Source organism: Streptomyces sp. NPDC028419 (assembly GCF_055565515.1).
The window spans coordinates 163768-175227 of the sequence record NZ_JBVHUE010000019.1 but is presented as its reverse complement, the minus strand read 5'-3'; the positions used below and the strand labels follow the sequence as shown (position 1 = coordinate 175227).

13 protein-coding genes are annotated in these 11460 nt (G+C 72.4%); 4 read left to right on the top strand and 9 right to left on the bottom strand.

All coding sequences use genetic code 11. The annotated features are described in order from the left end of the window. Window positions 1–116: 116 nt before the first annotated feature. The 3 genes from ACZ4UB_RS22865 to ACZ4UB_RS22855 are packed head-to-tail and all read right to left on the bottom strand — an operon-like array spanning window position 117 to window position 2015. Window positions 117–893 carry a DUF3710 domain-containing protein gene (locus ACZ4UB_RS22865; protein WP_354381448.1) on the bottom strand — a complete coding sequence of 259 codons (777 nt, stop codon included), beginning with the start codon at window positions 891–893 and terminating at the stop codon, window positions 117–119. Window position 894: 1 nt separating this feature from the next. Then, window positions 895–1431 (bottom strand): dUTP diphosphatase, encoded by a 537-nt coding sequence (dut, locus tag ACZ4UB_RS22860; protein ID WP_385778296.1) that lies wholly within the window; start codon window positions 1429–1431, stop codon window positions 895–897. Beyond that, a complete protein-coding gene (locus tag ACZ4UB_RS22855; protein WP_468072642.1) occupies window positions 1431–2015 on the bottom strand; it encodes a PaaI family thioesterase in 585 nt (194 codons plus the stop codon). The genes dut and ACZ4UB_RS22855 overlap by 1 nt, the downstream gene beginning before the upstream one ends. Window positions 2016–2073: 58 nt before the next feature. Here ACZ4UB_RS22855 and ACZ4UB_RS22850 point away from each other — a divergent pair, with 58 nt between their 5' ends. Then, complete coding sequence (locus ACZ4UB_RS22850) at window positions 2074–2529, top strand: DUF3093 domain-containing protein (protein ID WP_468072640.1); 456 nt, start codon at window positions 2074–2076, stop codon at window positions 2527–2529. Window positions 2530–2611: 82 nt separating this feature from the next. Here the strand turns inward: ACZ4UB_RS22850 and ACZ4UB_RS22845 are convergent, their stop codons facing one another. From ACZ4UB_RS22845 to ACZ4UB_RS22830, 4 genes are all read right to left on the bottom strand, one after another. Continuing rightward, window positions 2612–3532 carry a hypothetical protein gene (locus ACZ4UB_RS22845; RefSeq protein ID WP_468072638.1) on the bottom strand — a complete coding sequence of 307 codons (921 nt, stop codon included), beginning with the start codon at window positions 3530–3532 and terminating at the stop codon, window positions 2612–2614. Between the two features lie 11 nt (window positions 3533–3543). Beyond that, window positions 3544–3840 carry a DUF4193 domain-containing protein gene (locus ACZ4UB_RS22840; RefSeq protein ID WP_283449648.1) on the bottom strand — a complete coding sequence of 99 codons (297 nt, stop codon included), beginning with the start codon at window positions 3838–3840 and terminating at the stop codon, window positions 3544–3546. Window positions 3841–4223: 383 nt separating this feature from the next. Further along, window positions 4224–5471: a sensor histidine kinase gene (locus tag ACZ4UB_RS22835; RefSeq protein WP_399261711.1), complete on the bottom strand. Its 1248-nt coding sequence runs from the start codon at window positions 5469–5471 to the stop codon at window positions 4224–4226. 5 nt (window positions 5472–5476) lie between these two features. After that, the gene (locus tag ACZ4UB_RS22830) at window positions 5477–6130 is read right to left on the bottom strand and encodes a response regulator transcription factor (RefSeq protein WP_283449645.1); all 654 of its coding nucleotides are present in this window, start codon (window positions 6128–6130) and stop codon (window positions 5477–5479) included. 246 nt (window positions 6131–6376) lie between these two features. Between ACZ4UB_RS22830 and ACZ4UB_RS22825 the strand changes: the two genes are divergently transcribed. Beyond that, on the top strand, window positions 6377–6556 hold the full coding sequence (locus ACZ4UB_RS22825) for a hypothetical protein (protein ID WP_354381442.1): 180 nt from the start codon (window positions 6377–6379) through the stop codon (window positions 6554–6556). Between the two features lie 137 nt (window positions 6557–6693). Here the strand turns inward: ACZ4UB_RS22825 and ACZ4UB_RS22820 are convergent, their stop codons facing one another. Both ACZ4UB_RS22820 and ACZ4UB_RS22815 read right to left on the bottom strand, forming a co-directional pair. Further along, window positions 6694–7518, bottom strand: a complete 825-nt coding sequence (locus ACZ4UB_RS22820) for an inositol monophosphatase family protein (RefSeq protein WP_468072636.1) — start codon at window positions 7516–7518, stop codon at window positions 6694–6696. A gap of 10 nt (window positions 7519–7528) precedes the next feature. Then, a complete protein-coding gene (locus ACZ4UB_RS22815; protein WP_468072634.1) occupies window positions 7529–8716 on the bottom strand; it encodes a ferrochelatase in 1188 nt (395 codons plus the stop codon). 171 nt (window positions 8717–8887) lie between these two features. On the opposite strand from ACZ4UB_RS22815, the gene ACZ4UB_RS22810 reads away from it, so the two are divergent. Next, complete coding sequence (locus tag ACZ4UB_RS22810) at window positions 8888–10171, top strand: MFS transporter (protein ID WP_468072632.1); 1284 nt, start codon at window positions 8888–8890, stop codon at window positions 10169–10171. Continuing rightward, window positions 10092–11459 carry a D-arabinono-1,4-lactone oxidase gene (locus ACZ4UB_RS22805; RefSeq protein WP_468072630.1) on the top strand — a complete coding sequence of 456 codons (1368 nt, stop codon included), beginning with the start codon at window positions 10092–10094 and terminating at the stop codon, window positions 11457–11459. Before ACZ4UB_RS22810 ends, ACZ4UB_RS22805 begins: the two co-directional genes overlap by 80 nt. Window position 11460 lies beyond the last annotated feature (1 nt).

Here is an 11460-nt window from a genome sequence, read left to right as displayed (position 1 = left end):
CCCCCCCCCCCCCCCCCCCCCCCCCCCCCCCCCCCCCCCCCCCCCCCCCCCCCCCCCCCCCCCCCCCCCCCCCCCCCCCCCCCCCCCCCACGGCCGTGAAGGCGTCCGCCCGCTGCTCAGCGGACCTCGGTGATCTCCGGTCCGCGCTCCAGCTGGCCCATGCCGCCGGAGAAGCGCGAGCCCTCCTGCTCCTCCGTCTGCACGCCGTCCGGCACCATCTGGGCGTCGTTCGGCAGCTTCAGGACGATCGGGTCGCGCGGGGCCATCGGGCCCTCGCCGCGGACCACGACGGTGTCGCGGAAGATCTGCTCCAGCACCCCGGCGGCCTCGGGGCGCACCGCGCCCTGGCCGGAAATCACACCGCGCAGGAACCAGCGCGGACCGTCGACGCCGACGAAGCGGACCAGCTGGGCGCCGGTCTGGCCGTCCGGCAGCGGAACCGGGACCTGCGCGCGCAGCTCCCAGCCCAGCGGGCCCTGGACCTCGTCGATGATGCCGCCCTGGGCCGTGATGCCCGCGCCGATCTCCTCGCGGACCTCGCCCCAGATGCCTTCCTTCTTGGGCGCGGCGAAGGCCTGCAGCTGCACCGCGCTGTCGTGCAGCACGACGGTCGCGGCGACGATCGCGTCCCCGGCGACCTCGACGCGCAGTTCCATGCCCTCGACACCCGGTACGAGGATGCCGCCGAGGTCGACCCGGCCCTCGGCCGGAGCCGAGACCTCGGAGTCGTCCCAGGGGCCGTCCGGACGCGGGGCCGGCGGCAGGTTCAGCCTGCGCGGCTCGCTCGCGGCGGAGTCGTCGGCGACGTCCTGGCCCTCGGCCCCGATGCCGTCGACCTGCTCGGCCGCGCTCCCGTCATTGACGGAGTCGTTCTTCTTGCGACGTCCGAACACGTCACTGTCCTTCCCGGTCGGTTACGACCGAAGCGTAGCCATTCCCACCCTGCTGACCAGCGCCGGTTCCGGCCACGGCCGCATGACCACCGGTGGAGCCGAAACCCCCCTCGGCCCGCGCCGAGCCGGGAAGCTCCGCCACCTCGTGGAAGCGCACCCTCTCGACCCGCTGGACAACCAGCTGGGCAATGCGGTCGAAACGCTCGAACCGTACGCTCTCGCGCGGGTCGAGATTGACCACGATCACCTTGATTTCCCCACGGTACCCGGCATCCACCGTCCCCGGGGCATTCACGAGGGCGAGCCCGCAGCGTGCGGCCAGTCCGGAGCGGGGGTGCACGAAGGCGGCGTAGCCGTCGGGCAGCGCGATGGACACGCCGGTGGGCAGCACGGCCCGCTCGCCGGGAGCCAGTTCCGCGGCCCGCGTGGTGACGAGGTCGCAGCCCGCGTCACCGGGGTGGCCGTAGGCGGGCAGGGGCACCTCGGGGTCGACGCGGCGGATCAGCACGTCGACGGGCGCGAAGGAGTTCTGGGACATCAGGGGTTCACCTCGAAGGCGCGGGCGCGCTTGGCCTGGTCCGGGTCGGCCATCGCCGCCCGGATCTCCTCGGGTCGTCCGTTGTCGATGAAGTGGTCGACCTTGACCTCGATGAACAGGGCCTCGGCACGGACCGCGACCGGACCCTGCGGGCCGCCTATCCGACCGACGGCCGTGGAGTAGATCTTCCGTCCCGCGACGGCCGTGACCTCGGCCTCCAGGTACAGCACGGTGTCCACGGGCACGGGCCGCACGAAGTCGGTCTCCAGCCGCCCGGTCACCGCGATCACGCGCAGCAGCCAGTTCAGGGAGCCGAGGGTCTCGTCGAGCGCCGTGGCGAGCACGCCGCCGTGGGCGAGGCCCGGGGCGCCCTGGTGCGCGGGCTTGACGGTGAACTCGGCGGTGACCCGCACGCCCTCGCCGGCCCTGGCCTCCAGGTGGAGCCCGTGCGGCTGCCCCTCGCCACAGCCGAAACAGTGCTCGTAGTGCGCACCGAGGAGCTCACCGGGTGCCGGGGCATCGGGGTGCCGCACCGGCGCCGTGGCATCGGGGGGAGGCGTCAACGCTGTGTTTCGTCCACTCACAGGCGCAGACCTTACCCGCGCCACCGGCCACGGGTCGCCCCGTGCCAAGCTTGGAGGCATGCAGCCCTCCCCCGCGCACCACGACGAACGACTGACCGCCCCCCGCGCCTGGTGGGCCATCTCCGTATTGCTGGGTCTGTCGTGCGCGCTGATGTTGCTGCCGCTGGGCACCCTGCCGCTGCTGGCGGGGCTGGTCGGCGGGACGGCGCTGGCCGGGGCGTGGGTGAGCTCGTACGGGTCCGCCCGCGTCCGCGTGGTCAACGGCGCGCTGAGCGTCGGGGACGCCCGGATCCCGGTGTCGGCCCTCGGGGAACCCGAGGTGCTGGACGCCGAGGAGGCGCTCGCCTGGCGGACGTACAAGGCGGATGACCGCGCCTTCATGCTGATGCGCAGCTACGTGCCGACGGCGGTCCGCGTGGAGGTCACCGACCCCGCGGACCCGACGCCGTACGTGTACGTCTCGACGCGGGAGCCGCAAGCACTGGCGGCGGCGCTGCGGGCGGCCCGCTCGTAGGTCGCGGGGGCCGGCCGGCGCGACCCATCGGGTCGCCTCGGTCGCCTCGCTCGGCACGGGAATCCCGGTGGTCCCTGGCGCCTCAGCCGTGCGGCCTCTCTCCGGGACCCTCCAGGGCGGCCCTGGTGGCCTCGGGAAGGGGCTGGAGGGGCTGCTCCAGGGGCGGCAGCTGTGCGAGCGCGCTCCAGGGCACGGCACGGCCGCGCAGGTCGCTGCGGACCTTCTCGGCGAGTTTGCGGGTATCGCGGCGGTTCATCACCGCGCCGACGGCCGCGCCGACCATGAAGGGCATGAGGTTCGGCAGGTTCCGCACCATCCGCTTCATGATCTGCTGGCGCAGCTCGCGCTTCATCTGGCCGCCTAGGGCGGCGTTGAGCGTGGTGGGCCGGGAGAGGTCCACGCCCCGCTCCTCCGTCCACGCCGTGAGGTAGCCGAGGCTGCGCTCCTTCAGCGTGCCGGGCGGCCGCAGGCCGTAGACCTCGTGGAGCTCGGCGATCAGTTTGAACTCGATCGCCGCGACACCGGTGATCTCCGCGGCCAGTTCCGCCGGCATGGCGGGCGGCACGGGCAGCATCGCCGCCGCACCGATCCCCGCACCGACGGTCGAGCTGGCGTTGGCGGCGCCCGCGATCAGCTTGTCGGCAAGCTGATCGGGACCCAGGTCCGGGAACTGCGCGCGCAGTGTCGCGAGGTCCCGCACCGGAACGCGCGGGGCGTTCTCGATGATCCGGTCGGTGATGAAGAGGGCCGCGGCCCTGACTCCCTCACCGCCCTTGCGCACCCCGTTCTTGACGGCGGCCAGCCGACGGGCCGTAGCGGCTCGCCGCGGCTCTTCGGCAGCCTCCGTGGCCGAGGGCTCAAGTCCTCCGGCCCCGGAGGGCAAGGCGGGCACGCCGGGCGCTTCGGGACCCGTTGCCGGGTCCGTGGCCCCCTCGTGCGTTTCCACCGGATCATCATGCTGTTTTCGCAGGCGGAGCCTGCGAAAAGGCGTCGAGCCCGTCACGGCCGACGCTCCTAGTCGCAGTCGCGACAGATCGGCTGGCCGTTCTTCTCCCGCGCCAGCTGGCTGCGGTGGTGCACCAGGAAGCAGTTGGTGCAGGTGAACTCGTCGGCCTGCTTGGGCAGGACCCGGACGGCCAGCTCCTCGTTGGAGAGGTCCGCCCCGGGGAGCTCCATGCCCTCCGCGGCGTCGAAGTCGTCGACGTCGACGGTCGAGGACGACTTCTCGTTACGACGAGCCTTCAGCTCTTCGATGCTGTCGTTGTCGACGTCGTCGTCCGTCTTGCGTGGGGTGTCGTAGTCCGTTGCCATTTTTCGCTCTCCCCCTCTGGGATTTAGCGGTGTCTCAGCGCACGTAACGCGCGAGAGGCCGGACTTGTGCCCGACCTGAGGCGGAGATTTTGCCTCACATCAAGGTCTGTTACTCAATCGACACCCAGCCGCTCGCCATGGGCGGCGTTCAGCTGGGATGACGACCGGGACCGTACACGGTCCGGGGGTCGCCTTGCACGAGCGCCACCCCGTGTATTTCCCGCCATCAGGGGGGCCGGAAACCCGGACTTCCCGGGCTTTCCGGCCGCCCCAGGGGTCACCGAACGTACAGGGACCCCCACTCGGCACTGTGATCGATCACACAGAATCCACCCCCGTGGCCGCTCTTTCATTCAGCCAAGAGCGAACACGGGCATGAAGTCTCAGATGGGCAAAGTGACACGCATCACGAGGCCACCGCCCTCGCGCGGCTCCGCGTGGATGCGGCCGCCGTGCGCCCGGGCGACCGAGCGCGCGATGGAAAGGCCGAGTCCGACCCCCTTGTCGCTGCCCGTGCGCTCGGTGCGCAGCCGCCGGAACGGCTCGAAGAGGTTGTCGATCTCGTACGCGGGAACCACGGGACCCGTGTTCGATACCAGGAGCACCGCCTGGCCGTGCTGCACCTCGGTGGTGACCTCGACCCAGCCGCCCTCCGGCACGTTGTACCGGACGGCGTTCTGCACCAGGTTGAGGGCGATCCGCTCCAGGAGCACGCCGTTGCCCTGTACGACCGCCAGCGCGCGCTCGCCGCGGATCTCCACGCCCTTGCCCGCCGCCTCGACGCGCGCCTGGTCCAGGGCCCGGGAAGCGACCTCGGCGAGGTCCACCGGCTTGCGCTCGATGATCTGGTTGTCGCTGCGGGCGAGCAGCAGCAGGCCCTCGACGAGCTGCTCGCTGCGCTCGTTGGTGGCCAGCAGCGTCCTGCCGAGCTGTTGGAGCTCCACCGGTGCTCCCGGGTCGGAGAGGTGCACCTCCAGCAGGGTCCGGTTGATCGCGAGCGGGGTCCGCAGCTCGTGCGAGGCGTTGGCGACGAAGCGTTGTTGGGCGGTGAAGGCCCGCTCCAACCGGTCGAGCATCTCGTCGAAGGTGTCGGCCAGCTCCTTCAGCTCGTCGTCGGGCCCGTCGAGCTCGATCCGCCGGGTCAGGTCCGATCCGACCACGCGCCGCGCGGTCCGGGTGATCTTGCCGAGCGGCGACAGCACCCGGCCGGCCATCGCGTAGCCGAAGGCGAACGCGATGATGCTGAGGCCCAGCAGGGCCATCAGCGAACGGCTGAGCAGGTCGTCCAGCGCGTGCTTGCGCTGAACGTTGACGCACTCGGTGATCACCTGGTTGAAGCGGTCGAGCGACTGCTCGATCGACTGCACGCCGGGACAGGTGCTGCTGGAGACCTCGACCTTCGTCCCGCCCACGATCTTGAACGGGAGGCCGTTGCCCTCCCGCAGGGCCTGGGCGGCCAGCAGGTAGATGATCGAGAGCAGCAGGATGCCCGCGATCAGGAACATGCCGCCGTAGAGCAGCGTGAGGCGTATGCGGATCGTCGGCCTGAGCCAAGGGAAGGGACCCTCGGGCTGGCCGGGGTCCCAGGTCGGTTTCGGTGGCGCCGATGGCGGCGCCGGAGACGAGGCCATCCTCATCAGATCCGGTATCCGGAGCCCGGCACGGTCACGATGACCGGCGGCTCGCCGAGCTTGCGGCGCAGCGTCATGACGGTCACCCGCACGACGTTGGTGAAGGGATCGGTGTTCTCGTCCCAGGCCTTCTCCAGCAGCTGCTCCGCGGACACCACGGTGCCCTCGCTGCGCATCAGGACCTCCAGCACCGCGAACTCCTTCGGCGCCAGCTGCACCTCCTTGCCGTCGCGGAACACCTCGCGCCGGTTCGGGTCCAGCTTGATGCCGGCCCGCTCCAGGACGGGCGGCAGCGCGACGGTCGTACGCCGCCCCAGCGCGCGCACCCGGGCGGTCAGCTCGGTGAACGCGAACGGCTTGGGCAGGTAGTCGTCGGCGCCCAGTTCCAGGCCCTCGACCCGGTCGCTGACATCGCCCGAGGCGGTCAGCATGAGCACCCGGGTGGGCATGCCCAGCTCGACGATCTTGCGGCAGACGTCGTCGCCGTGCACGAGCGGGAGGTCCCGGTCCAGCACCACCACGTCGTAGTCGTTCACACCGACGCGCTCAAGGGCGGCCGCGCCGTCGTACACGACGTCCACCGCCATGGCCTCGCGGCGCAGTCCGGTGGCCACCGCATCGGCGAGCAGCTGCTCGTCCTCGACGACGAGTACGCGCACGTCGTTTCCTTCCTCCGAGCCCTTCAGGGCACACGTGTATTGCGTCGTCCATCCTGCCCCTTTCAGCCGTAAACCGGCTGTAAGGCGCCCCTGAGCCGCTCCGGCGGGGGGTGACCGGGGATTCCCCGGCCTGACGAGGTTTCTGCGCCCAGGGTGCCGGGGAGGACGTCAGAACACCCCGATCACTCCATGCCAGTGGCGCGCCTCGTGCTCGCCGCCGCCGACCCACGTAGAAGGGGCGCATCCATGGACGCATTCACCGCGGGTCTCCTGCAGCGCATCAGGAGCACGCAGACGGACCTCAGGCGGGCCCGCGAGGCGGGCGACGACTTCCTCGCGGAGGTCGAGCAGGCCGAGCTGGAAGACCTCCAGCGCCTCGCCGCCGAGCACGGCGTGCAGGTACAGGTCTCCGTCTCCGCCGCCTGACCGACCCACCGGCCCACCGGCCCGGGCCTGCGCCCCGGCCCCCGACCCGCACCCCCTCCGACCGTCCCGTCCGGCCCCGGCGCGCTCCGCGCCGGGGCCGGACGGCGTTCAAGCGGGCACCGCTCGGCCGGCGGAGCTCAGTCGTGCCACGCCCCCGCCGCGTCGAGCAGCGGCTGGAGCGAGGCGAAGACGGCCGGCGAACCGGCCACGACCAGTTCCCCGGAGGCCGGCCGCCCCGGGCGGCCGCCCGTCAGGGCCCCCGCCTCGCGGGCGATCAGGTCCCCCGCCGCCAGGTCCCAGGGGTTCAGCCCGCGCTCGTAGTAGGCGTCGAGCCGGCCCGCGGCGACGTCGCAGAGGTCCAGCGCGGCCGACCCGCCCCGCCGGATGTCCCGGACCAGCGGCACGATCTGCCGGGCCACCTCCGCCTGGTGCGCGCGCCGCGTCTGGACGTACGCGAACCCGGTCGCCACCAGGGCCTGGTCCAGCGGCGCGGCCGGCCTGCACGACAGGCGGACGCCGCCCGTCCAGGCCCCGCCGCCCCGCACCGCGTGGTAGGTCTCGCCCCGCATCGGCGCGGCCACCACGCCCACGACCGTCTCGCCCCGGTACTCGGCGGCGATCGAGACACCCCAGCTGGGCAGGCCGTAGAGGTAGTTCACGGTCCCGTCCAGCGGGTCCACGACCCACCGGACCCCGCTGGTGCCGGGCGTGTCCGCGCCCTCCTCGCCGAGGATCCCGTCCGCGGGCCGGCGCTCCGCGAGGAGACCGGTGATCAGCTTCTCCGCCGCGATGTCCATCTCGGTGACGACGTCGATCGGGCTGGACTTGGTCGTGGCCACCGCCAGGTCGGCCGGGCGGCCGTCCTTGAGGAGCGCGCCGGCGCGCCGGGCGGCCTCCAGGGCCAGCTCCAGCAGTTCGTCGAGTACGGGGGCACCGGGGGTGCCGGGGATCTCAGCGGTCACAGCAGGCTCCTCACGCGTCCGCGTACGGACTGTCGGCGCCCGCGGCCGCGGGCCGGGGCGCGCGCGCCGGGCAGCAGCCCACCGCGCACAGGTCGTGGCTCGGTCCGAGCAGTCCGAGCGCGCAGCGCTCCACCGGCTCGCCCCGCTCCACCGCCGCCCGCTCCAGCAGCAGCTCGCGCACGGCGGCCGCGAAGCGCGGATCGGCGCCCACGGTGGCCGAGCGGGCCACCGGGAGTCCCAGCTCCGCCGCCTTGGCGGTGGCCTCCGTGTCGAGGTCGTACAGGACCTCCATGTGGTCGGAGACGAAGCCGATGGGCACCATGACCACCGCCGGGGCGCCGGCCCCGTGGAGGGCCTCCAGGTGGTCGCAGATGTCCGGTTCCAGCCAGGGCGTGTGCGGGGCGCCGCTGCGCGACTGGTAGACGAGCTGCCAGGGCCGCTCGACCCCGGTCCCGGCCCGGACCGCGTCCGCGATCACGCGCGCGACGTCCAGGTGCTGCTTGACGTACGCGCCGCCCTCGCCGTGCTCCGTGTGGTCCGCGACGGGGCCCGAGGCATCGGCGGCGGAGTCCGGGATGGAGTGCGTGGTGAAGGCCAGGTGGGCGCCCGCGCGGACCTGCGGCGGCAGCGACTCCAGCGCGGCGAGCACCCCGTCGATCATGGGCTGCACGAAGCCCGGGTGGTTGAAGTAGTGCCGCAGCTTGTCCACCCGGGGCCGCTCCAGGCCCTCCGCTTCGACCTTGGCGAGCGCGTCGGCGAGGTTCTCGCGGTACTGCCGGCACCCGGAGTACGAGGCGTACGCGCTGGTGGCGAGTACCGCGACGCGGCGGCGCCCGTCGACGGCGATCTCACGCAGCACGTCGTCCAGGTACGGAGCCCAGTTCCGGTTGCCCCAGTAGACCGGCAGGTCCAGTCCGTGCGCGGCGAAGTCCTCGCGCAGCGCGGCGAGCAGTTCGCGGTTCTGCCCGTTGATCGGGCTGACCCCGCCGAAGCCGAAGTAGTGCTTGCCGACCTCCTTCAGCCGCTCGCGCGGGATGCCGCGTCCGCGGGTGACGTTCTCCAGGAAGGGCACCACGTCGTCCGGGCCCTCCGGGCCGCCGAAGGACAGCAGCAGCAGGGCGTCGTAGGGCGCGGCGGGGCCGGCGGGCGCGGGCCCGGTACCGGTGGGGCGGGCGGCGGCGGGGTGCTGGTCTGACATGCCTCGAATCCTGCCACCCGCCCTCGCCGCCCGGGAAACGACCTCGCCCGTCGAACTCGCCGCTCCACGCAGGTAAGGTCAGCCTAAGTTGTCCCTTTTGATTCCCCCTGCGGGTACCGCACCGACGGTCGTAACCTGTATGGGCCACCGACGTCCCTTACGGAGGGCACCTTGCCCAGTCCCTACCGCGCGATCTTCGCCGCCCCCGGCAGCAAGGGGTTCAGCGCCGCCGGCTTCATAGGCCGGATGCCGCTGTCCATGGTGGGCGTCGGCATCCTCACGATGATCTCCGAGATAACCGGGCGGTACGGGCTCGCCAGCGCGCTCACCGGCACCCTCGCCCTCTCCGCCGCCGCGGTCGGACCCCAGGTCTCCAAACTGGTCGACCGGTACGGCCAGCGCCGGGTGCTGCGCCCCGCCACCCTCTTCGCGGTCCTCGCCGTGACCGGGCTGCTGCTGGCCGCGGCGAACGGCTGGCCGGACTGGACCCTCTTCGTCTTCTCCGCCCTCGCGGGCTGCGTACCGAGCGTGGGTTCGATGATCCGCGCCCGCTGGACGGCGATCTACCGGGACACCCCGAGCCTGCACACCGCGTACTCCTTCGAGTCCGTGGTCGACGAGATCTGCTTCATCTTCGGCCCGATCATCGCCATCGGCCTGTCCACCACCTGGTTCCCCGAGGCGGGCCCGCTGCTCGCCGCGGTCTGCCTGCTGGTGGGCGTGTGGTGGCTGACGGCGCAGCGCGCCACCGAGCCCGAGCCGCACCCGCACGACGAGCACACCGACCGGACCTCCGCCCTGCGCTCCCCCGGCCTCCAGGTGCTGATGGGCACCTTCGTCGCGACGGGGGCGATCTTCGGTTCGATCGACGTGGCCACCCTGGCCTTCGCGGACGAGCGGGGGCACAAGCCCCTCGCCAGCGTGATCCTGGCCGTCTGGGCGCTCGGTTCCTGCCTCGCGGGCATCACCTTCGGCCTGCTGCACCTCAAGGGCAAGGCCGAACGTCGGTGGGTGCTGGGCATTTGTGCGATGGCCGTGAGTATGATCCCCCTCCTACTGGCCGGGAACCTTCCGTTTCTGGCCGTGGCGCTCTTCGTTTCGGGTCTCGCCATCGCTCCCACGATGATCACCACGATGGCCCTGATCGAGGCGCACGTACCGCGCGCGAAGCTGACCGAGGGGATGACCTGGATCAGCACCGGACTCGCGGTCGGTGTCGCGGTCGGCTCCTCCGTGGCCGGCTGGGTCATCGACGCCTCCGGGGCGCGCAGCGGCTACGTCGTCTCCATCGCGGCGGGGGGCGCCGCGGCGGCGGTGGCGTTCGCGGGTTACCGCCGGCTGATGAGGCCGGCGCAAGGGGAGGAGCCCTCTAGCGATGGCGGACACACCGACGGCGCGGACAGCAGGCAGGAGCCGGCCGGGCAGCAGCACGGCACCGACCGCAGCGTGGCGTAACTGGGCGGGCAACGTCAGCGCGACACCCGCCCGTGTCGTGACCCCGACCTCGGTCGGGGAGCTCCAGGAGGCGGTCCGCCGGGCCGCCTCGGACGGCCTGCGGGTGAAGGCGGTCGGCACCGGCCACTCCTTCACCTCGGCCGCCGCCACCGACGGCGTCCTGATCCGCCCGCAGGCCCTGACCGGGATCCGGGAGATCGACCGGGCCGCCGGGACGGTCACGGTGGCGGCCGGCACGGCCCTCAAGGACCTCAACCTCGCCCTGGCGCGGGAGGGCCTCTCGCTCACCAACATGGGCGACATCATGGAGCAGACCGTCTCCGGGGCGACCAGCACCGGCACCCACGGCACCGGCCGCGACTCCGCCTCGCTCTCCGCGCAGATCCGCGCGCTGGAGCTGGTCACGGCGGACGGTCGGGTGCTGACCTGCTCGGAGAAGGGGAACGACGAGGAGCGCGCGGTCTTCGCGGCCGCCCGGCTCGGCATCGGCGCGCTGGGCGTCGTCACCTCGCTCACCTTCGCCGTGGAGCCGCTGTTCTTCCTGACGGCCCGCGAGGAGCCGATGCCCTTCGACCGGGTGACCTCCGAGTTCGAACAGCACTTCGCGGAGAACGAGCACTTCGAGTTCTACTGGTTCCCGCACACCGGCAACTGCAACACCAAGCGCAACAACCGCAGCCAGGGCCCCGCCGCCCCGCCCGGCGCGGTCAGCGCCTGGGTCGAGGACGAGTTGCTCTCCAACGGGATCTTCCAGGTCGTCAACTCCCTGGGCCGCGCGGTCCCCGCGGCCATCCCCGGCATCGCCCGGATCGCCAGCCGCGCCCTGTCGGCGCGCACCTACACGGACATCCCGTACAAGGTCTACACGAGCCCCCGCCGGGTGCGGTTCGTCGAGATGGAGTACGCTCTTCCGCGCGAGCGCGTCGTGGAGGCGCTGCGGGAGCTGAAGACGATGGTCGACCGCTCCGGCCTGCGGATCAGCTTCCCGGTGGAGGTGCGCACGGCCCCGGCGGACGACATACCCCTGTCGACCGCCTCGGGCCGCGACAGCGCGTACATCGCGGTGCACATGTACAGGGGCACGCCCTACCACGCCTACTTCACCGCCGCCGAGCAGATCTTCACGGCGCACGGCGGGCGTCCGCACTGGGGCAAGGTGCACACCCGGGACGCGGAGTACTTCTCGCGGGCCTACCCGCGCTTCGGGGAGTTCACCGCGCTCCGGGACCGACTGGACCCGGACCGGGTGTTCGCCAACGACTACCTGCGGCGGGTACTGGGCGACTGAC

Excerpts from the sequence above, each read along its gene's own strand:
- ACZ4UB_RS22805 (WP_468072630.1), top strand. The coding sequence starts at position 10,092 with ATGGCGGACACACCGACGGCGCGGACAGCAGGCAGGAGCCGGCCGGGC.
- dut (WP_385778296.1), bottom strand. The coding sequence starts at position 1,431 with ATGTCCCAGAACTCCTTCGCGCCCGTCGACGTGCTGATCCGCCGCGTC.
- ACZ4UB_RS22815 (WP_468072634.1), bottom strand. The coding sequence starts at position 8,716 with ATGTCAGACCAGCACCCCGCCGCCGCCCGCCCCACCGGTACCGGGCCC.
- ACZ4UB_RS22850 (WP_468072640.1), top strand. The coding sequence starts at position 2,074 with ATGCAGCCCTCCCCCGCGCACCACGACGAACGACTGACCGCCCCCCGC.
- ACZ4UB_RS22835 (WP_399261711.1), bottom strand. The coding sequence starts at position 5,471 with ATGGCCTCGTCTCCGGCGCCGCCATCGGCGCCACCGAAACCGACCTGG.
- ACZ4UB_RS22825 (WP_354381442.1), top strand. The coding sequence starts at position 6,377 with ATGGACGCATTCACCGCGGGTCTCCTGCAGCGCATCAGGAGCACGCAG.
- ACZ4UB_RS22840 (WP_283449648.1), bottom strand. The coding sequence starts at position 3,840 with ATGGCAACGGACTACGACACCCCACGCAAGACGGACGACGACGTCGAC.